The 21,625-nt window shown below is 35.0% G+C and carries 21 protein-coding genes; 6 read left to right on the forward strand and 15 right to left on the reverse strand.

Going from position 1 to position 21,625, the window contains the following annotated elements; all coding sequences use genetic code 11:
• Nucleotides 1-33: 33 nt before the first annotated feature.
• The 13 genes from PFZ69_RS06985 to PFZ69_RS07045 all read right to left on the reverse strand — a co-directional run bounded on the left by PFZ69_RS06985 (nucleotide 34) and on the right by PFZ69_RS07045 (nucleotide 15,266).
• Nucleotides 34-1,362, reverse strand: a complete 1,329-nt coding sequence (locus tag PFZ69_RS06985) for a lipopolysaccharide biosynthesis protein (RefSeq protein WP_270180287.1) — start codon at nucleotides 1,360-1,362, stop codon at nucleotides 34-36.
• Nucleotides 1,363-1,418: 56 nt separating this feature from the next.
• Nucleotides 1,419-2,351: an ATP-grasp fold amidoligase family protein gene (locus PFZ69_RS06990; protein ID WP_270180288.1), complete on the reverse strand. Its 933-nt coding sequence runs from the start codon at nucleotides 2,349-2,351 to the stop codon at nucleotides 1,419-1,421.
• A gap of 41 nt (nucleotides 2,352-2,392) precedes the next feature.
• On the reverse strand, nucleotides 2,393-3,574 hold the full coding sequence (locus tag PFZ69_RS06995) for an O-antigen ligase family protein (protein WP_270180289.1): 1,182 nt from the start codon (nucleotides 3,572-3,574) through the stop codon (nucleotides 2,393-2,395).
• A gap of 184 nt (nucleotides 3,575-3,758) precedes the next feature.
• Entirely contained in the window at nucleotides 3,759-4,910 is a 1,152-nt protein-coding gene (locus tag PFZ69_RS07000) for a glycosyltransferase (protein ID WP_270180290.1), read from the reverse strand.
• Nucleotides 4,911-4,922: 12 nt separating this feature from the next.
• A complete protein-coding gene (locus PFZ69_RS07005; protein ID WP_270180291.1) occupies nucleotides 4,923-6,077 on the reverse strand; it encodes a glycosyltransferase family 4 protein in 1,155 nt (384 codons plus the stop codon).
• 100 nt (nucleotides 6,078-6,177) lie between these two features.
• Entirely contained in the window at nucleotides 6,178-7,380 is a 1,203-nt protein-coding gene (locus PFZ69_RS07010) for an ATP-grasp domain-containing protein (protein WP_270180292.1), read from the reverse strand.
• Nucleotides 7,381-7,416: 36 nt separating this feature from the next.
• A complete protein-coding gene (locus PFZ69_RS07015; RefSeq protein ID WP_270180293.1) occupies nucleotides 7,417-8,607 on the reverse strand; it encodes an ATP-grasp domain-containing protein in 1,191 nt (396 codons plus the stop codon).
• Nucleotides 8,597-9,229, reverse strand: coding sequence for a sugar transferase (locus PFZ69_RS07020; protein WP_270180294.1), 633 nt, complete (start codon nucleotides 9,227-9,229; stop codon nucleotides 8,597-8,599). The genes PFZ69_RS07015 and PFZ69_RS07020 overlap by 11 nt, the downstream gene beginning before the upstream one ends.
• Nucleotides 9,230-9,335: 106 nt before the next feature.
• A complete protein-coding gene (locus tag PFZ69_RS07025; protein ID WP_270180295.1) occupies nucleotides 9,336-10,562 on the reverse strand; it encodes a DegT/DnrJ/EryC1/StrS family aminotransferase in 1,227 nt (408 codons plus the stop codon).
• 362 nt (nucleotides 10,563-10,924) lie between these two features.
• A complete protein-coding gene (locus tag PFZ69_RS07030; RefSeq protein WP_270180296.1) occupies nucleotides 10,925-12,748 on the reverse strand; it encodes a polysaccharide biosynthesis protein in 1,824 nt (607 codons plus the stop codon).
• 72 nt (nucleotides 12,749-12,820) lie between these two features.
• Entirely contained in the window at nucleotides 12,821-13,522 is a 702-nt protein-coding gene (locus PFZ69_RS07035; RefSeq protein ID WP_270180297.1) for a CpsD/CapB family tyrosine-protein kinase, read from the reverse strand.
• Nucleotides 13,512-14,252 (reverse strand): YveK family protein, encoded by a 741-nt coding sequence (locus PFZ69_RS07040; protein WP_270180298.1) that lies wholly within the window; start codon nucleotides 14,250-14,252, stop codon nucleotides 13,512-13,514. Before PFZ69_RS07040 ends, PFZ69_RS07035 begins: the two co-directional genes overlap by 11 nt.
• 246 nt (nucleotides 14,253-14,498) lie before the next feature.
• Complete coding sequence (locus tag PFZ69_RS07045) at nucleotides 14,499-15,266, reverse strand: tyrosine-protein phosphatase (RefSeq protein WP_270180299.1); 768 nt, start codon at nucleotides 15,264-15,266, stop codon at nucleotides 14,499-14,501.
• A gap of 232 nt (nucleotides 15,267-15,498) precedes the next feature.
• Between PFZ69_RS07045 and PFZ69_RS07050 the strand changes: the two genes are divergently transcribed.
• Nucleotides 15,499-16,404, forward strand: a complete 906-nt coding sequence (locus tag PFZ69_RS07050) for an LCP family glycopolymer transferase (RefSeq protein ID WP_270180300.1) — start codon at nucleotides 15,499-15,501, stop codon at nucleotides 16,402-16,404.
• A gap of 51 nt (nucleotides 16,405-16,455) precedes the next feature.
• Here PFZ69_RS07050 and PFZ69_RS07055 read toward each other — a convergent pair whose 3' ends face one another.
• Both PFZ69_RS07055 and PFZ69_RS07060 read right to left on the reverse strand, forming a co-directional pair.
• Nucleotides 16,456-16,626: a hypothetical protein gene (locus tag PFZ69_RS07055; RefSeq protein WP_270180301.1), complete on the reverse strand. Its 171-nt coding sequence runs from the start codon at nucleotides 16,624-16,626 to the stop codon at nucleotides 16,456-16,458.
• A gap of 487 nt (nucleotides 16,627-17,113) precedes the next feature.
• Nucleotides 17,114-17,242, reverse strand: coding sequence for a hypothetical protein (locus PFZ69_RS07060; protein WP_270180302.1), 129 nt, complete (start codon nucleotides 17,240-17,242; stop codon nucleotides 17,114-17,116).
• A 707-nt stretch (nucleotides 17,243-17,949) separates the two neighbouring features.
• Here PFZ69_RS07060 and PFZ69_RS07065 point away from each other — a divergent pair.
• The 5 genes from PFZ69_RS07065 to PFZ69_RS07085 all read left to right on the forward strand — a co-directional run bounded on the left by PFZ69_RS07065 (nucleotide 17,950) and on the right by PFZ69_RS07085 (nucleotide 21,610).
• Entirely contained in the window at nucleotides 17,950-18,462 is a 513-nt protein-coding gene (locus PFZ69_RS07065) for a hypothetical protein (RefSeq protein ID WP_270180303.1), read from the forward strand.
• Nucleotides 18,452-18,628, forward strand: coding sequence for a hypothetical protein (locus PFZ69_RS07070; RefSeq protein ID WP_270180304.1), 177 nt, complete (start codon nucleotides 18,452-18,454; stop codon nucleotides 18,626-18,628). The genes PFZ69_RS07065 and PFZ69_RS07070 overlap by 11 nt, the downstream gene beginning before the upstream one ends.
• A 1,151-nt stretch (nucleotides 18,629-19,779) precedes the next feature.
• The gene (locus tag PFZ69_RS21010; protein ID WP_442865131.1) at nucleotides 19,780-20,475 is read left to right on the forward strand and encodes an ABC transporter ATP-binding protein; all 696 of its coding nucleotides are present in this window, start codon (nucleotides 19,780-19,782) and stop codon (nucleotides 20,473-20,475) included.
• An 11-nt stretch (nucleotides 20,476-20,486) separates the two neighbouring features.
• Entirely contained in the window at nucleotides 20,487-21,056 is a 570-nt protein-coding gene (locus PFZ69_RS07080; protein ID WP_270180306.1) for a MauE/DoxX family redox-associated membrane protein, read from the forward strand.
• A gap of 14 nt (nucleotides 21,057-21,070) precedes the next feature.
• Nucleotides 21,071-21,610, forward strand: coding sequence for a peroxiredoxin family protein (locus tag PFZ69_RS07085; RefSeq protein ID WP_270180307.1), 540 nt, complete (start codon nucleotides 21,071-21,073; stop codon nucleotides 21,608-21,610).
• Nucleotides 21,611-21,625: the final 15 nt, after the last annotated feature.

Consider the following 21,625-nt stretch of genomic DNA (forward strand, 5'->3'; position numbering starts at 1 on the left):
ATTGTTAGTATCGATATTTCAATCTTTTGTTCCTCAAAGGGTGTTACTATAAATTTTATTTTGATCATATTTCTTACTAATCCTTAGTGTAATTATTATTAATCCTATATTTAAGAGTGCACCTGATATACCAAATAGAGCTATTGCTATTATATCACTAGCAAAAACATAGTAGCCTAGGCTCAACATCGAAATTCTCATAACTAACATAAAAATAGTATATTTTAGTTGGAAACTTTGAGCAGACAAAACTGGTAAAGACTTAACACTTGGTAGATTTAATAAGGCAAAAAAAGACCATAGAGAAATATACCTTGCATATTCTCCTGCACTCAACCAATCTGAACCAAAAACAAAACTAAAAAGCCAAGGACCAAATAATACTACTACACCAAAAGGAAGAAATCCAATTAATGCGAGTGACAAAGTTGCTTTTCTAATCAATCCTGTAACGTTCTCATTTAAATTAGCTGCTTCAGCTACTCTTGGATAAAACACATCTCCAACTGACTTTCCAACTAATTGTGCAGGCATATTTAACACGGTTTTACATATCGTGTAAAATCCAGCGGAAGCTGGTCCAAAAAAACTAGTCAACATTAGGATTGGCAACCCCTGAGAAACAGCGTTCAAGAAAACTTCTGGGGCTCTAAAAAATGGGAAATCATTATACTTCTTTAAGATTAATCTTTTTGGGATTTTATCATTTGTAAGTTTTACTATTCTGTTTTTTTCTTTCTTTCTCAAAGAAAATAACATTAATGCGGCTTTGAGACCTTCTTTAGAGGACTGAAACATAACTAATACAGATGCCAGTGGATTAAAAAAACCTATAGTTGCGATACCACCGTGTGTTAAGAAAGCTTGTATAAAAGTTACTCTGGCAGATATTTTAAAATATTTCATACGAATCAGCCACTGTTCAGTTACTTGAAGAATTCCAGCAAAAAGGATGGTCAAAGGTATTAAATACAAGAAATTCCCAAGTTGATTAAGGTTGAATACATCTAAAATCGTTTGGTAAAAAGCCAGTAAAACTATTAACAAGATGCCTGCGTTTATCATAGTAATAGTTATAGAAACCCTTATTATTCCCTTAGCTTCCGTTTCACTTTTTGGCAAAACTATAGCAATTGGATAGGTTAAGGCTGCAACAGGTACTATTATAGCTACAATAGCCATATATGAACCCATCAAACCATATGATTCTGGACCATATAATCGAGTAATAACTGGGGAAAGTAATAGTGCAATTACTTGTGCAGCAGCAGTACCAGAGGCCATTATTATTACATTTTTAATAAATGAGTTTCTTTTTATATTTTTTAATTTTTGTGTCGTGAAGGTTATCATGTTCCCCATTAAATATTATACATCCCTTAATTTTTAAACGTATTATAATGAAAAGCTATATCTTATTATGAAATTCTATATTTCTCCCAAAGTCTGCCTAATTCACCGTCATACTTTCTTGGGGTTATCAAATCATATCCACTTCCATTAGTAAACGTCATCTCTCCAAAATATATTTTTCCTTCTACATTATAAAAATCCACTCTTACGTGTGAAAAGTCAGACGCTAGTTTTTCTGCCAGATCTACCATTAGGTCAAAATTCTGCGGTTTTGGTATATCTTTAATAGCGTTTTCTTTTGCTTGTCCCCAAGGTTGTAAATTCCACTCAAGATCATAAACATTTCTTCTGTGATGCCCATTCCTATCTACATCTACCCAGCAAAAATATGCCTTGCCATTAAAACAAAGGAATTTATAATCTTCTAAGTCATCTCCAATGTTATTTATAAGTTCTTCAGCATATATTTTTCTCGTAATTGCAGAATAATGAAGCTCAAAACCATGGCTGTAACCAAAGTCTGTTTTCATCCAACCATCCATTAAAATTTTAGCAGTCTTACGATCAAAATGACTTTTATCTTTAACTATAATATTTGTACCAGAACCATGATTAGTTTTTAGTACAAAAGAGTTAGGGAGTGATTCAATATCTATCTCGTCAAATGAATTCCAAACACCTATAACAGGAATTAAAAAGTCATTTCCGATTATTTTTTTTACGTAATCTCTCACAAGCACTTTATCTGAGTACTCAGTTATCCGTTTATCATCTAGAAATAGTTTCCTCCATTGGATTTTTTCTGTATATTTCTTAGGATTCGTCCAGTCTATCGGCTCATGAATTCTATCGTAATATTCTTTTTCAATTATACTTTTGATTTCATCAATATTCATTTTTTTACGTTTCTTACACTTTTTTATTGTTTTAAAAAACTTAATTCTTAAATACGTTCTGTACATAAACTTATTTTGTTTAACAATGTTCCTCAAATTCACCCATTAAACCTCCATATTATCTTCTACAAACTAAGCTGCAACTAAGTTTCATAATAATATTCTAATACAAGATCTATACGAGACATTAAAACAAATAGAATACTAAACATTAGGAATTCAGTAGAAATGAACGGCTCAGTAATCCACATCATAAAATAGGCACAGCTAGTCCCTGTTATTGTTCTCGTGACATGATTATTATTGATCGTAATTCTCTTACCGAAGTAAATTAATCCTGAAATCAAAAAAATTAAAGCGGTTAAACCACCGCGGAACGTGGTATCAAGATAATAATTGTGCGAACCAAAAGCATTTCCAATGTGTTTCCATATTTCTTCAGTGTTTTGTACACCGTACCCCCATATCGGGGATTCTTTAATACTTTCGATTGTATTAATCCATAGAAAATCGCGATTTGAGAAGGTTAGATCTTTTCCGAATATCTGTAATACATTTGCCAAGATATTAATTTCATATCTTAAAAATATTATAATAATTGATGCGCATATGGAAAAAGCAAGAATAAAATAATAATCAAAAAAAAGATTTCTTTTGCCGAATTTATTCAAAACCATAAAAGTAAATACGAACAACCCTATCATTGAAGTCACTGACCATGTAGTAAAAAGTGTTACCCAAACTAGTATGAGGAGTAACCAACTTTTCTTTTTGACTTTTTTAAATTTTACTAAATCATGTAAAAATACAAAACACAAGCCTGGAAGCACCAACTTAATTACACTGTTCTCATTACCAAATACATATTGAGGGAAGTCCACGTAAGTTGTAATTGAAGGTATTCCGTTAGGATAAATTATCATGAAAAACAAGTTTGCAACAACGTATATATAAAGAAGACTTCGAATAGCAGATGAAAAATACAAAAAGTCTGTTTTGGTTTGAAGACAATAATTAACTAGCAGTGAGAAACCTAGTGAAAATGTTATTAATGAAAAGTACTCAGAGTTTGGTGAAAAATCTTTTAGAGTTGTAGATATTAAAATTAATAAATAATACATAATAACAAACATCATACCACTATTTAATTTAAGTCTTCGCAATTCCAATAAGTAAAATATACAAATTATAATTAATGATAACGTAAATAAAATTTGATTTAATTCTGGAATTATACCTAGTGTGGAAAAGTAATAGGTTTTGAAGAAAGGATAAACTATAATAATCAATAACAACTGCTTAGTGTTTATGGTGATATTCCCCACCTGGTGATCATCCCCAATTCATGTAACAAATTCATTTAATAATCTTCTTCGAAGATGCAATCTCATTAGCGACAATATTAATTATTAATAAATTGTCTCTATAAAATACACACCAGTAAATTTTCGTGAAGTACAATTATTACTAACTTGATAGCTGTTAGATAATTTTGTAGTTCTTTAACACTTAGAGTGTCTCAAGAAATTCTACATACTTTATATTTTGTTTACTACGAGCATATTTCCCAACATCTTTATCATTCGTTAACGATGAAATATTTTCATCTTTAATTTTATTAATTGCTTTTAATGCATCATTTTCGTCGTAACAAGAAAAGCCATTTTCGAATCCACTAATTAAGTTATCTAAGTCTGTATTTTTCTTTCCTATATAAACTAATGGCTTGTTAACAAAAACATAATCATAAAATTTTGTTCCCATAGCACCTTTTCTAACGTCTATAATTACACAAGCATCTGACTTTTTCAGCATTTCAATACCATCTACATAGTTAATAAAACCTGTATTTTTATAATTCTTTGGATTAAAACCACTTATTTTAATGGCTTCATTAGTTTCTTTTTCTGGTAAACCAATATGAAGAACAAGTAACTCAGGATACTTTTTGTTTAGAGTTTTCATAGCTTTAAAGAAATCTATGCTATGTTTAACTGAGTAATAGGAAAGCTTTCCGAAAGCAGCCACTACAAATTTATCCTGATAAGGATTCTCAGTTGATCCTTGTGACTTTTTCAGTAGATTATCGTCATAACCATTAGATATGACCTCTAGATCTTTCTTTTTATATACTCTTTTTAATATTTGCTTCCATTCCTCAGTTACAGTAACAACTAAATCAGCATATTTGATATTCTCTTTTTCAATTAAGAAATAGGCTGTTTTCTTAGAAAGATTGTAAGGATTGAAGAATTCCATTTTATTCCTCATATCAAAAATCCATAAATCCCTGTAGTCAATAACACACTTTGTGTTGTATTCTTCCTTAGCAACTTTACACAGAGGGATTGTGTAGTACGGGCCAGCCGTAATAAATACCAAATCAAACTTTTCTTTATTCATTACTTCTCTAAATACAGATTTATAGCGGTTACTTGCTTCAAAATATCTGACAGACTGATCTACATTTACTGTATGTGTTTCTAGTTTTAGTAGGTCTTCATCACTATCTGACAGCTTATCTATTCTCTCATCAAACTCATTTCTAATAATAGTAAGTTCGTGACCCTGTTTTATCAATTCATGGGCGAGACTGGAAACTCTTACTATTGCAACTGTTCCAAAAGGTGGGAAAAAGGGTGAAACTATTAATATTTTCAAATCAATTACTCCTTAAGAATTTTTAGATAGACAGCTTTGATATATTTCGAATAATTGTTCACCAATCGCTTCTTCACTGAATTGTTCATGTGCAAAATCAGCAATTTCTTTAGAGTTATACATTGAGCGATTCTTGTGAATTTCATTCATTTTATCACCAAGACTTTCGACACAATCCACTTGAAAGAACAGTCCTCTGTCATTATTAATATACTGAGCTAACGGCGAGACATTAGCCACTATAACCGGTTTTCCACAAGACATGGCTTCAACAACAGGAACACCAAAGGTTTCAAAAGAGCTAGCTGTAACATAAGAGTTACTTTTACTTAGTAATTTTGCGGTTTTCTCTCTGTTTAAAAACCCAGTTAACTTTATTTTATCACTCATATTTAAGGAATTAATCTGCTCTTTAAGATTTGAATATTCCTCACCATCACCTACAATAATGAGTTCTACATTTTTCACATTATTGAACCTCTTAGCAAATGCTTCAATAACAATGTCAAACTTCTTCCCTTTTACTAGTCTACCAATTGATACAAACCTATATATATCGTTATTTAAATCCTCACAATACGAGAAAGAGGATGCAACAACATTGGGTACTACTATGTATTCTCTATCTACTCCTGTTAATTCTTTAATACTTGTAGGTAAAAGATTATTAACACTGAGAAATTTATCCGCGTTAGCAGTTACCTTCCGAAGAAGATTAATTTGTTTGATAGACAATTCCTTATTTTGTACTCTTGAATAGTGCTCAGTAATAACAATATTGGTATCAAGAGATGCTAAGTAATCCCATATCTCTTCAGTGAGGGTTATTATAGGGAAGTGAATATGTATAATATCCGGGATTCCATGTTCATTAATTATCTTTTTAATATTATATAAACTTGAGATAGTTTTAAGTTTATCAAAAAGTATTTTTGGGAGCCCTCCTATAGGAAAGTGACTCCCCCTGATATAAATATTACTGTCATACTTTTTGATGTTATTTAACTTTCGCAACCTAAAAACCGAGCGATTATCGCTAAATGTAAATAAAATTTGAAGAGGACTATCAGAAAAGTTAGAAACTGCTTTTGCTTGCTCATATTCAAAAATACCAATCATCCCAGTTTCAACTTCTGGATAACCTCTTCCTATGATTAATAGCTTCATTAATTTAACCACTCACCTTAAATATATCTACCATAATATTAAAATCTGAAGCAAAAGTTAGTATTATAATTGATACTTAATATTATTTCTTAATACAGAATTATTTTAATTTAACAATAATATCTTCTTTAATTTGTTCTATTTTGTCTTCACATTCTTCAATTGATTTGCCTTTCACAATAACCTGACCAATACAATCATTTGAACTTTCGAAGGTATTAACTTCATCTCCTGGTTTTACGAAGAACGTAATTTCTACAATATCCTCATTCGTTGGTCCAGTGTATTCTATTTTATCAAGAGTACCCTTTTCAGTTTCAGAAAATAACATTCTTGCTAATCCAGCATTAGGATACTTATCACGCTTTTCCCATATTAGTCTTGGATCTTCGCCTATAGCCATAGCACTTATCATTTCATAATAATTTATTCCATAATTAATAGAAACTAATTCAGGAAGGCAGTTAGCTCCCACACGACCAGTAAGCTCAATAATGTAAACTTTCCCTTCTTTTACTATTAAATCCACATTTACAGCACAATTATCAAGGTTTAAAGCTCGGATGGCACTACTCACGCATTCTTCAGCTTGTTGAAGTATATCCTTAGAACATTCAATAGGTACAGAATGGCCTACTGGTATTTCTGTATGACTCCTGAATGTCTCATCTCCATGAGGTAAAACGAATAATATTTCGTTATTAAAAATGAAAGATTGTGCACCAAACTCCCATCCTTCAATGAATTCTTCTACAATACAGTAATTCCGTTTTGTATCTTGCATTGATTTTCTAAATCCTTCAAACGCTTCTTCTTTTGTATGAGCAATATAGATACCTTTACTTCCTTGTAAGTCGGTGGCTTTGATGATGACTGGCAACATTAAATCTTCAAGACATTGACTAAGTTCTTTTTCAGATGAAACTTTAGAAAATTTAGCAGTACTAACACCGTTTTCCATTAATGCAGTTTTCATCTTCAACTTATCTTGACAAAATGTTGCAGCATCCTCATCTAACCCAGTTAAACCTAAATTTTCGCATGATTTCCCTAAAGCAGTTACTCCTGTATCTAGGCAACATGTAGCTATTCCATCAAGATTTAACTCTCTCGATTTGGCCAATACCATATCTGGATTTGAAATATCCATATGTGCTACCTCATCCGCAAGTAAAGTTCCAGGTGGGTTACCGTTTGGCATAGTTCCCACAACTGTATGTATCCCCATCTCTTTTGCAGCTTTTATTAATCCAACTTGTCCTCTTCCTGCTCCTAATATTAATAACCGCTTATTTTCGAACATATTATTATCCCCTTTTTCGTAATAACTTAATGAAATTCAATCAATTTCTAATTTTATACATTCTATTGCTTTTTCACAGTAATTAATTGCATCTGCCGCTGTTGTACCTTGAGCTACCACATATCCTAAACGATTATGACTATTATTTATTTCTTCAGATTGGTCTCCAACACGTTTTAGCATCTTCACCTCATATACCCCGTCAATATTTCTTGCAGTGTCTATTCCGTCTATATTTTTTATTTCTCCTTTTTTTGCTGACAAATACTGAATGGAGCTTCCCTTCTCGAAAGATGGATTTAAATCGACTTCTTCCTGACACGAAATATTGATAACGGCCTTCAACATGTCTATTCCCGTAGAGAGCGGGACTAAGTATGTAGAGATGAAGTCACCTCCCATACGAGCACCAAGTTCAATTATTTTAGGGCCATGTTTGGTTTGCATGATTTCAACATGAGCAGGTCCGTTTGCAATTCCTATAGCCAAAACTGACTTTATAGCTAGTTTTTTTATACTATCTATGTTAGCTTCACTTAATCTACTAGGTTGGCTATGCCGCATTTCTACAAAATGTGGTGCACCTGTTGTTAATTTATCAGTAACAGCTAGTACATGTACTTTTCCATTTAATACAACGATCTCTACACTTACTTCATATCCATCCATATATTCTTCAATAATTACTCCCGAACTAGAACCTTGAGAGGAGCTATATGCAACAGACTCTTTTAGTTCTCTAGGGTTGTTGATTAGTACCACACCTCTACTACCAGAACTATCGATGGGCTTACTAATGCAAGGATACTCAATCTCACTTTCGATACTTCCAAGTTCATCAACTGTTTGTAAAATATAATACCAAGGATGCGCTACACCCATTTTCTCAAAAACTTTTATCATTTCTCCTTTATCAGTAGCCTTAAGAGCTGAATCATAAGAAATTCCATTTAATCCTAGTTTTTCACAAGTATATGCCACAGCACGTACAGGCATATCTGTGGCTAATGTCATTACACCATCTGCACAAAATTCTTTAGCAGTTTCATATATACCCTGTTCATCTATAGTGCTTACATTATAATATTTATCTGCATAAGATACTCCGATTGCTCTTGAATTGTAATCTGCTACAGCTACTTGATAGCCCATTTGTTTAGCCTTAATTATAGCTGGTAATTGTAAATACGATCCGCCTACAATGAGTATTCTTTTCTTATTTTTCATTTTGTTTTTCAGTTACCCTTCCACTACCAGAAGGATTTGTATTAATATTTTTGTTTAACAATACTGTTCCAACAGTTTTAAATAGGATTTTCATATCTAGTACAAGTGAAACATGATCAACATAATAACAATCATTTATATATTTTTCTCTCTGGGGAATAGAATTTCTGTAATAGGCTTGATTATACCCAGTGATTCCTGGCCTGATGGTAATTCTTTTCCTTTCTATTTCATCAAGGGAACTAAAAGCTTTAGAAGTCAAATTAGGTCTTGGACCTATAAAACTCATATCTCCCTTTAATACATTTAAAATTTGAAGTACTTCGTCTATAGAAGATTTCCTTAATATTTTTCCTACTTGCGTCACTCGAGGATCATTTTCACTATTAAATGTAGAAGAATCTTCATTCCTTATATCAGGGGCATTTACATGCATTGATCGAAACTTGAACATTTTAAATGCTTTCCCATTAAGACCACGTCTTTCGGCATTATAAAAAATTGGTCCACGATCCTCTAAATATATGAAAGGAGCAACTATTATTATAATTAATAAAACAAAAGGTAGTGCTACTAATGCAACTACTATATCTAATATTCTTTTAATGTATGTTTGATACATTTTTATACCTCTCTCAATCTTTTATTTAAGAATATGCTTTGTAATTCTTATTTAGATTTATTTAGAGTTTATAAAACACATGAGATTCTATATTGTATTTCTGTATTCAATTAACTGATTTTACTTCATTTATAACTCTTTTTAGGTTCTCTACTATATATCTCACATCTTCATCACTTAGTAAGGTATGAAGTGGGAGAGTAATTTCATTAATATACTGACTATGAGCATTTGGAAAATCCTTAATATTAAAGCCCAATAATTTGTAAGCCGTCAACAGAGGTAGAGGTTTATAATGTACATTACAAGCAATACCACTTTCAGCCATTTTTATAATGATTCTATTTCGTTGACTTTCATTTATTTCCGGAATTCTAATCATATAAAGGTGTCCAGAAGAAGCGAAGTCATATCCATAATGTACTAAACTTTGGAGCCCTAATGGTTTAAGTGTGGTATCATACATCATGATGATCTCTTTTCGTCTTTCCAATAAACTTTCATATCTATCTAGCTGTACTAAGCCTATACTAGCCATTATATCTGTCATGTTGCATTTATAAGCAGGGTAGATAATGTCGTATTCCCATGCACCCTTCTGAGTCTTAGCAAGTGCATCCTTAGACTGACCATGAAGACTATACAACATAAATTGGTTATATAACCATTCATCGTCTATATTATTATTATTCCAAACCACTGCTCCTCCTTCTGCTGTAGTGAAATTTTTCACAGCATGGAATGAAAAGCATGTAAAGTCAGCAGCTTGTCCACACATTATCCCTTTTCTTTCAGATCCAAAAGCATGAGCAGCATCAGTCATAACAATCACTCTATTAAACACCTTTTGAAACTCATTATTTGGTTTAAATAGATTCTTCCTTTTATTTACCACTTCATAAATAGTATCGTAGTCACACATCTTCCCTGCAATATCAACAGGAACAATAACTTTAGTTTTCTCTGTTATTGCGTCACTTAATTTGGAATAATCCATTTCAAAAGAGTCTGGAGCAGTATCAACTAAAACGATTTTAGCCCCTACATGCTCAATAACTGAAGCGGTAGCTGTATATGTATAAGCTGAGGTGATAACTTCATCGCCTGGACCTACTCCTAGGATTCTCAATGTAAGTTCCATTGAAGCTGTTGCAGAATTTAAACATACAGCTTTATTAACATCTACAAAATGAGCTATTCTCTTTTCAAGTTCCTTAGTTTTTGGACCAGTTGTAATCCATCCAGATTTCATGGCTTTAATTACTTCTTCAATCTCACCACTTTTAATATCTGGTGGAGAAAAAGAGATATTTCTTAAATTTGTTTCAACCATTTAATGATTCCTCACTTCATTTGTATTTTAACCTAATCTTTTTAGTTCTTTATGACTATGCATCACTTTCCAACTTACCAAATATTAATTGTTATGAAGACTATCAAAGAACCTTGGGGATAGATTAAAATCGTTATTACTTATACAATTTAGTTAAAAAATAGTTACTAGTTACATAATTTCTTCAATCACATAATTGAAATATTCGTAAAATATCAAGTGTATATAAGTCAAGGGACTCTTGTTTGAAACGCACAGTAAATCACCCACCAAATCCATTTGTAAATATGAGTATGGTGGGTTAACCTATGTACAATCAAACGTTGCGGAGCTCTTTAATGTTTAATAAAACTATGAGCGTGTTATTTAGCATATATGAGTCGTTCTTCTGAACTAATTCTGTTATGTGCAATATCTAAAACTCTCTCTCTAACAGAAACTTTATCCATAACATCAAAATTATTTACAAACTCTATCACAACTGTCAAATCTACATTAACGGACTTACCAACATAAATCTTTGGATAAACTTGTTCTTCATGAACTTCATCCTTACCAAGAAGCTCCTCAAATAATTTCTCACCGGGTCTAACTCCTGCAAATTTGATTCCAATCTCATCGACTGAATATCCGGAAAGCTTAATTAAATTTTCTGCAAGATCTACTATTTTGACTGGTTCACCCATATCAAGAACAAAAATTTCTCCACCTCTTGCCATAGCTCCTGCCTGTATTACCAGTCTTGAGGCTTCTGGAATAGTCATAAAATAACGAATCATATCTGGATGTGTCACTGTAACTGGGCCCCCTGCTTGAATCTGTTTCTTAAAAAGAGGGATAACGCTGCCACGACTTCCAAGGACATTTCCAAAACGAACCGCTACAAACCGAGTATTACTGATTGTATCCATTTGCTGAACAATCATTTCAGCTAGACGCTTTGTAGCACCCATAACGCTTGTTGGGTTTACAGCTTTATCAGTTGACACCATTACAAATGTATCTACATCTGCTTCATTTGCTGCTTCTGCAACATTCTTAGTTCCAATCACATTATTCTTAACAGACTCATGCGGATTAGCCTCCATTAATGGGACATGTTTATGAGCAGCTGCATGATATACTACATTTGGACGATAAAGATTAAATACTACACTTAGTCCTTCACGATCTTGGACATCAGCAATAACAGGAGTAAAAGTAATCTTATCTCCATAAGTATTTTTTAATTCCATCTCGATAGTATAAATACTGTTTTCCCCATGACCAAGTAAGACTACTTGGTTTGGTTTAAACTTGCTAACCTGACGACATATTTCAGAGCCAATAGATCCACCAGCACCTGTTACAAGAACAGTTTTTCCAGTGATAGTTTCTGCAATATTATCAGTATCTAACTGAACAGGCTCTCTGCCCAACAAATCCTCTACCTTTACATCTCTAAAATTACTAATTGAAACATTGCCAACCATAAGGTCTTCAATCATAGGGATAATTTGTGTTTTAGCTTTAGTTTTAGAACATTCTACATATATACGGTTTAACTCTTTTTTAGATAGGGAAGGGATAGCAATGACGATATTGTCAGCTTCCATTTCTCTTACATATTTTGTGATTTCATTTGTTGAACCTAATACTGGAACGCCCATTATTTCTAATTGATGCTTCTTAATATCATCATCTATGAATCCGACTGGATTAAGGTCAGAGTCAGCACTCTGCTTTAATTGGCGGACAACCATCATACCAGCTGAGCCAGCCCCAACTACTAACACACGTTTTTTCTTACTCTTTGGATTTATATAATTGTCACGTAAGATACGCCATGAAAAACGAGATCCCCCAATAAATAACATATGAAGCATCCAAGAGATAAATAGAGCTTTAAAGTATACGTCCTGCAGAAGAATAAATTGAACTATTGCAGCTGTAACTACAGAAAATGTAACAATTTTGAAAATAACAACCAATTCACCAATACTAGCATACTGCCAGACACGTTTATATAATTTGTAATAATAAGAAAAAAAATGATGACCAAGAAGTAAGACAATTGAACTTGCAACTAAGGGAAGTGAAGTAAGTAATATATTGTAATTCAACAAAAAGCTACTTAAGAAAATAGCGAAAGCGACTATCAGTGAATCTACCACAATTAAGTAAGACAATCGTTTGCGATACGTCATTCACTCACTCTCCGTTCTGTTATTAAAGTTTTCAATATAAATCTTATTTTGGAGCTAAATGAAGGAAATTCACTACTGCTGTGCATAGTAATAATAGTAACTACCTTCTTTGATCTTCTTTCGATTTAAAACGACTCCCAGTAATTTACTACTTGTACTTTCTAACCGTTCTTTAGCCTTAATTGCTGCTTCTTTCTCTGTTGTTTCACTACTAACTACCAAGACCGTTCCCTGAACCTTATTAGCTATAATTTGAGAATCTGCAACTGCGAGAATTGGCGGACAATCGAAAAGAATAATATCATAATAATTTTGGGCTTCTTCAATTAATTCATCCATAGCTTTGGATCCTAGTAACTCAGAAGGATTTGGAGGAATGGGTCCGCTCGTTAAAACATGAAGGTTCGGCACTTCAGTTTCATATGTAACTTCTTTTAATTTTGCCTGCCTCGTTAGTACATTTGTAATCCCTCTAGTATTCATTGTGCGAAACGTATAATGAACAGTTGGCTTTCTTAAATCTGCATCTACAATAAGGACACGTTTACCCTGTTGAGCCATAACTACTCCCAAATTGGCGATTGTAGTCGATTTACCTTCCATTGGCCCAGAGGATGATATCATTATTGTAACCATCTCTTTATCTAAAGAAGCGAATTGAATATTAGTTCGAATCGTTTTGAACTGCTCTGCAATTGGTGATTTAGGATTTTGATGAGTTAATAAACTTCTTTCTTTTGCAACAGTGATTGATTTTCTATTTTTACGACTCAACTGCTTCCCTCCTCATGGATTTTTTCATTTTTTTTGTTCGAGAGCCAACCTCTTTGTCACTAATGACTGCAATTGTGCCAAGGACTGGTAACCCAAGTACTTTCTCAATATCATCTTCATCTTTAATAGTGTTATCAAGGAATTCAAGTAAAAACGCTAGTCCTACACCCACCATTAATCCCACAACTAAGGCAATTGCCATATTTAAAATTGGATTTGGATTGACTGGAGAAGGTGTTCCTTCAAAATTCGCCTTTGAAAGTATACTAACGTTATCCACATTCATTATTGAAGTAATTTCCTTTTCAAAAACACTCGCTGTTGTATTAGCTATTTTGACAGCAAGTGCAGGGTCTGCATCATTAACTTCAACTGATACTACTTGTGAGTTCTGTGCATTGTTAACAGAAATCTTTTCATTTAATTCACTTGTAGACATATCTAAATTTAGGTCTTCCACTACCTGATCTAGAATGGTGGGACTCTTTATAATTACACTGTAAGTGTTAATCAGTTCAACATTAGTTCTAACCTGATTATAGTCAAAACCGTTTTCTGAATTGGCTTTTTGATTTACAAGAATTTGAGTGGATGTTTGGTAAATTGGGGTTAATAGGAAATAAGAGACGATTCCGCTAGTTGCTGTAGCAACTAACGTGATAAGTAGAATAAGGGAGAGTCGTTTTTTTAGTACTTCGAATATTTCCTTCAAGCTGATTGTTTCTTCCATTAGATGCCTCCAGCAAAATATAAAAATTTTAGTTTTAAGAGTAACATTTTCCAGTACAGATTCCACTATAACACAGAAAACCCTCGAATTTTAGGTGGATTTTCGATATCCACCCCCACGAAAATAGTATTAGTACGAATTACCCGTTCTTTTTTGTCGAATATTAGCGAAGAAAAGGCTTGCATTGCTGTTTTCTTAATTTTCGTGTCGAAAGTTTTTTTCTGTTACTTTTTCTGTCATATTTTCTTAAAATATTCCTAAGAATTTCTTACGCTTGATTTCTTGTGGTAGTTCTTTCGATACCATTTTTCCTTGGATCATCTCTTGCGCATTTTCTTGCAGCATATACCTTGTCGACATGTCGAATTCTCGTTCGACTGACTCCATTGCATTTCTTAAGTCAAAAGGCCTATTTGTGATGTTATGAGCGTCAGATGCAACAAAGTGCGCAAGGTTATGATGAATTAAATCCATAGAGAACTTTTGAATTTTCTTACCCATCTTTCCAGTAACGCTTGAGCCGGTCAGTTGACTCAGTGCTCCTTCTTTTATTAACTTAAACAGCCGGTCAGGATTCTCCATAATTTCACGATTTCGCTCAGGGTGGACAATAACCGGGATAATTCCATTTACTTGGAGATCAAACAGGAGCTTATTTGCATAGCGCGGAAGATGACTCGATGGAAATTCGATCAACATATACATTCCAGTATCATTCACTGTCAACAGGTCTTCACCATTAATATCCTCTATGAGTTCTCCATAGATCCGGTTTTCTTGACCTGGTAGAATCTCTATATCGATTCCCTCTTGCTGTAACTTTGTGTTTAACAAACCAACCTCATTTAATATAGTAGTTTTGTCATTTTCAAAAGAACCATTTCTGTGGTGTGGACTAGCTACGATTTTTGTAATCCCCTGCTCATAGGCTTGCCTAGCCATAGCCAAACTATCTTCTATCGTTTTCGCTCCATCATCTATTCCTGGTAGAATATGTGAGTGAATATCGATCATATGATGCTCCCCTTTCAAATTTTGCACTATCCTATTAGAGTAGCATATTCTGCTATCGTTTTTTGAAATTTCTCACCAAAACAACTGTTTAACTTTACCATATTTCCCGGTTTTGTCTATTCCTTTTTGTTTTTGGAAGGTATTTACTTTGCGTTTTACTTGGACGTATAATAAAGATTAGGACTTTGCACTTATTTGAATTTATTACGTTATAGAAAGCTGGAATGTATTTATGAGAAAGTTCTTACTAATTACCGGTATTATCATGGGAGTACTTTTGATTTCGGCTGGGGGATATGCTTTCTACCTATATTCTTCAGTGAAAGATACGGCTAGTACGATGCATGAGCCAATCGATCGTGAAACGTCAGCTAAACGAACTGAAAACGTAAATATGGCTGAAAAAGATCCGATTTCCATTCTTCTCGTAGGCGTCGATGAACGCTCGAACGATCAGGGGCGATCTGATACGATGATTATGATCACCCTTAACCCTAACGATGAGTCGATGTATATGTTTAACTTACCACGTGACACCAGAACAGAGATTGTAGGCCGCGGGACGATCGAAAAAATGAACCATGCCTATGCATATGGCGGCGTTGAAATGACGATGGATACGGTTGAAAACTTTTTGGATGTCCCAATCGACTATTATTTCAAAGTAAACATGGAAGCATTCAAGGATGTTGTGTCAGCACTCGGAGGCGTAACTGTCGACAATCCTCTCTCTTTTGACTATGAAGGATACACCTTTCCCAAGGGTGAAATTGAGTTAAATGCACAAGAAGCTCTTGCGTTTTCACGAATGCGATACGAAGATCCAAAAGGCGACCTTGGTCGAAATGATCGTCAGCGCGAAGTGATTAAAGCCATTATTAATGAAGGCGCAAGTGTTGGAAGTATCAATAAAGTAGGCACGCTACTTGACGCTGTTGGCAGCAACGTAAAGACGAACATGACGTTTGAAGAAATGAATAATATTTTCCAGAATTATAGAAGCGCACGTAAGAATATGAATACGTTTGAAATCAACGGTCATGGCGAAATGATCGATAACCTTTGGTACTACATCGTACCTGAGCAAGAGAAACAAATGATTACACAAAAATTAAAAGATCATCTAGGAATCAGCTAATTAAAAAGAAGGTGCTTTTGACATTCATCAAAAGCACCTTCTTTTTGTTGTTCAATCCGTATACAGTTTTGCTTCGTCAGCAGACATATACTTCGTAAGGATTTTTCTAATCTTTTCTATGTACGGTCCTGCAGATTCTGGCTGCTTTTGCTCTTTTTCTACTTCTTGAACAAACGCTTGAAGTTCCGTCCACATTAAATTCCCTTCCTCTTTTGTATCCATTAACACCTTACCTCCGTAATCTCGTAAACTATTTTTTTGATTATAGCACCGACTTCAAGTAATTTCCACTTAATTGAGAGAATTTACACTTGTTTACAATTGAAGGATTCGATAAATAGTTCTTTTTACCTGCTTTTTGTACGTTATAACGACCTTTTGGTAACTAGCGATTAGTGTTGACTAGGAGATATCTACCCGGAGCTTTTAAATTTCAAACTTTTATTATGGTACAACTTAAAAAATATGCTCTTTCATTTATTTCGTCGAATCGTAGCGATCTTTATGGATAGGTTGCTAATAGTTGAGTATAAGTTATTGAATCGTAGTAATAAGTTCCATAAGCATGAGAATGAAAATACAATATGAACGAAATCTTGGTCTGGGTACGTTTTGGGAGATTCTTTATGTATTGTAGTTTGGAAGTATTAGGAGGAATCAATTTATGTAAACCTAATAAAAGACCATCTGAGTATAATCAGATGGTCTTTTAACTAGCTAGCAAACTAATGACAGCGCCTACAAGTATTGAAAATAAAGGTATTAGAGCATAACCTATTTGCTTATTACGTTTCTTTTTCCATGCAATCTCTTCAGGAGTCATCCATGTTCCGTTCATTCAATCCCTCTTTTTCGATAATTTTTGTGATTATGAAGTGGGTTTTTTACAAGGTCGGCTTATTTACAAGTTATATTTTAGCATAATATGTCTAACGATGTAGGTATAATTAAGAAAAATTTACCTATAAGTCTAAAATATTCCTAAAACCGAGTTTGAATTCGATCTTACTAAATTCCTACTTATAAATTCACCTCTAACTAACTACATCATTATCTATCGGAAGAATTGACTAAATTTATACCCATACGATGAAAAATAGGTAAATATAATTATGCAAAGATAATGATATGTATTCCAAAATTTTCTTCGGTATTTTAAAGAATAATGATTAATCCTGCTCTTCAATCTCTAAAAAAGCTTTTCACAGCAAGGATAAAGTACTAAAATCGTTCTGGCTTTCGGAGATAGATAACAAATTGGAAGATCGTCACCTTCATTCACCTCCTACTATCAACCTATTATGATCAAGGTATAAAGATATACGTAATTCCCTTTTACTTCCTATAGAAACTCACTTCCTAGTCCTTCCTTCCTCTTTCACTCAATATTCCTCCAGTTATATTTTCAAACAAATACCGTAGAAAACGTAAGATAAGCTCCTTATCCCCGTTTATAGTAACCCTCTATCACCCACAACATCTCCTCTATCAATCTTTTACAATCATACCTAAGCAAGCCAAAACATTCTCGAAGGAGATTCAAGCGTGATTCTTTTACCGACGGTTTGGTTGACCCTATTAATTCTTTTTTATTTTTATCAAAAACAATATAAAGAAGAACTACAGTTACTGCCAGCGTTGGATGAGGTCAGCGTCGCTACTACGACTCATCCGATCGTTGGGAAGAGTGTTAAGCACCAGCTGATCGAGTCATTCTCTTCACCATATTCTATTATTCTGGTTGCAAGTGAACGTTGTAACTACTGTGAGCCGGAACTTGAGGAACTTTTGTTAGAAAATAGAACGGCTCAGCTGCCGGTCTTTGTTGCCGTTTTAGATGAAGAAGGAAAAAGCGATTCAAAATATACGAAGTACGATAACGAGGTCGCACTCTCAAAAGTTGAAGAAGACACGTTAAAGAAGTACTCGATTTATGAATTCCCAACACTGCTGTTAGTCGATGAGAAAGGAGTCGTACTGGAGGCATCGGGTTGGAATCGAGCGTTATTCGTACACTATGACATGTTATTGAAAGGAGGTGGAAGAGATGTTGAATAAGCTTTTAGGTGTGAAGCCGAATGCGTATCCTTGTGACTCAAAAATAAAGCGCAGTTACTGCGGTGCTACTTGTAACACAGTAGGAGACCGTTCTTGGCAGACGTCTTATTATGATAGCGTTACAGGGAAAACGTGTAAGACGATCTATCATTCTTGCTCTTGCTAATCTAGTCATTACATAGACCAGGGATTCGTTCCTGGTCTAAAAACTTATTTGGCGGTAATGCGATGGATATGACTTACTTAAAGAAAAGTTTCGCTTTCATTTGGAAAATCAGTCCCTTATGGTTTTTAGCTTCGATCCTCATTCGAGTAATCACAGGATTACTACCATTAGCTGCTTTATGGGTGACGAAGGAACTCGTCAATGCTGTTGCTGCGATCATCACATCAGCGGACCCTGATTACGAACATGCTTTTATCTTTCTAAGTCTTGAACTTCTCATCGTCGGTCTAGGATCCACCCTTCGGCATGTTTCCGAGATATTCGATGAGCAAATCGAAATCAAACTAGACTACAGAGTGGGGAAGCTTGTTTCAGATAAAGCAGCATCCGTACCACTCAGCTATTATGAAATACCTGAATTTTATAATCACCAGGAACGCATAAGCGGCAACTATGGAAACAAGCTTATGTCACCGGTGAAAAACGTGCTTGATCTTGGTCAGTACTCGATCAGCTTAATTTCTTATCTCTCTTTCTTATTGTCATTCCACTGGGGTCTCATGATATTAAGCTCCATCGCAGCAATTCCGATTTTACTCATGCAAACTCGTTTCGGGAACGAGAAGTTTTTCTTATTAAAGTTTCAAACTCGAAAAGCGCGAGAAGCCAATTTCTTAAATAACCTGCTGCATGATCGGCAATCGGCTAAGGAGATCCGACTCTTTAACCTCGGTCAGCGCTTTATTTCGAATTGGGGACGCTTGTTTTTAGAGAACAATCACGAGATCCTCGCGTTGTTAAAAAAGGAAAAAAAGGTGCAGATCATATTAGATTTCTTTACTGCCGTCTTGTACAGCCTCTCTGCTGCCGTTGTCATCTGGCTGTTAAGAAGTCGCTCGTTAGGAATCGGAGAGTTTGTGTCGATCGGGCAAGCGATCAAAGGCTCTCAATCTTCCTTAAACATGATTGCATCCAACCTTGCAAGAATATATGAAGAAAATTTATACATAGAAGATTTATTCGAGTTTCTCGATTTTCGCGATGAACGGTACACGTTGTCTCATCTCGACCGGTCCACTCCGTTTCCAGAGAAGCTTCAAAACGGTATCTCAATCAGAAATGTGAGCTTTTGGTACCCGGATAGTGACAAAATGGTGCTCGATAATGTTAGTTTTACGATTTCACCTGGAGAGAAGGTCGCGATCGTCGGGGATAACGGGTCTGGGAAGACAACCCTTGTGAAATGTTTATTGGGCATGTACCCAGTCAGCACCGGTGAGATCGTTGTTGATGGCATGAACATCAATGAATACGATCCTTCTACGCTGAAGAATAGTATGACAGGCATTTTTCAAGACTTTATGCAGCTGCCTTTCACTGTTCGAGAAAACATAACGCTAGGCGACATCGATCGTGATGATGATCTTTTGATGCGCAAAGTAGTCAAGCAGTCTGGTATTTTCGATACGATTCAGAAGTTTCCCGATCAGTTTGAGACGAGGTTAGGCAAGCTTCTCGGTGACGGAGAAGATTTATCAGGTGGACAATGGCAGAAGCTTGCGTTAGCACGTGCGTTATTCAGTAAGGCGAACATCATTATACTCGATGAACCGACAGCGTCACTTGATCCGTTAACCGAGCTGAAGATATTCGATCAGTTCAAACAGATCACAGAAGATAAAACGACGATCTATATTTCACATCGCATGGCAGCAGCACGGCTTGCCGACCGCATTCTCGTGATGAAAGCAGGCAAAGTAGTCGAGGTAGGAAGTCACGAAGAATTGATCGCTCGTGGCAATGACTATTACGACATGTTCACGAGCCAGGCTCAATGGTATGCATGATCGGAGGTGTCATGATGGAACTACTCGTTCTTTTCTTACGGATAGGGCTCGCCTCTATCCTCTTAACATCTGCCTATACAAAGATTAAAGAGATGGCAGGGCATATCGAAAGTATAAGAAACTATCGAATCCTGCCTTCAAAGCTCGTTAAAACCGCTGGATACGTGGATGTAACGGTAGAACTACTGCTCGGCACGTGTATTCTAGTCGGACTGCTTTTTAATGGCAGCGTTGCTATTTCTATTTTGTTGATCGGAACCTATACACTAGCCATCGTCATCAACCTTAAAAGAGGGAGAACTGACCTATCGTGTGGATGTGGCGGGATCGTTGGGGAAAACCTCCTTTCATGGAGGCTTGTTTTGCGGAACGTCGGCATCATGATTGGCGCTTCTCTTCTCTTCTTCAGTCAAGTTGATCTAGGTATGCTTGATGCGGTATTGAGCGGAAAGTCGATTCGCGACGTTTATCCTGAATCTTTCTTTATTGCGTTTTGCGGGGGATGGGTAACGCTGATCTGCATCATCATCGTGCGTGAAGTCACAACGCTAAGGAAGCATTTTAAAAGATTGCTAGCGTAAAGGAGGATACAAGAATGAACTGGCAGCTACTGTCTCATATTGGTTTATGGCTCTTTCTATTCTTTCAATTTGCTATATTACTATATTTTCTGAAGCAGGTTACCCACTTTCTTAATCGGTTTAGAAGCAGTGGTGGAACAGTTGAGGAGAAAGCGTTACGAATCGGTGATCCAGCACCGCTTTTTCGCTCGAAGGATCAAAACAATCGTCTTCTTTCTATGAGTGAGTTAAATGGAAAACACACGATCATGATCTTCAGGAGTGCAACATGCCCCACTTGCTCAACACTACTGAGCAATGTGCCACACCTTGCAGAACAATTCGAGGCGAACATGCTTATTGTTTCACAGGAAAAATTAGGGAAGGAATTTTGTCCTTCTATCGCTAATACTTCTTATATAGTCGCTCCAGAATTATTTGAAACGTATTATATTAAAAAAGTGCCGACCATCTTTATCATCGACCCGAGTGGTAACGTCGCAGCTACTGGCGATATGAATGAACTCGACAATCTATTACGCTTCGTTCCGTTGGCCGCCAATATCGCACAGTAGAGACAAGGGGGATCT

Source organism: Alkalihalobacillus sp. CinArs1 (assembly GCF_947387515.1).
In the GTDB taxonomy this organism is placed as follows: domain Bacteria; phylum Bacillota; class Bacilli; order Bacillales; family Guptibacillaceae; genus Guptibacillus.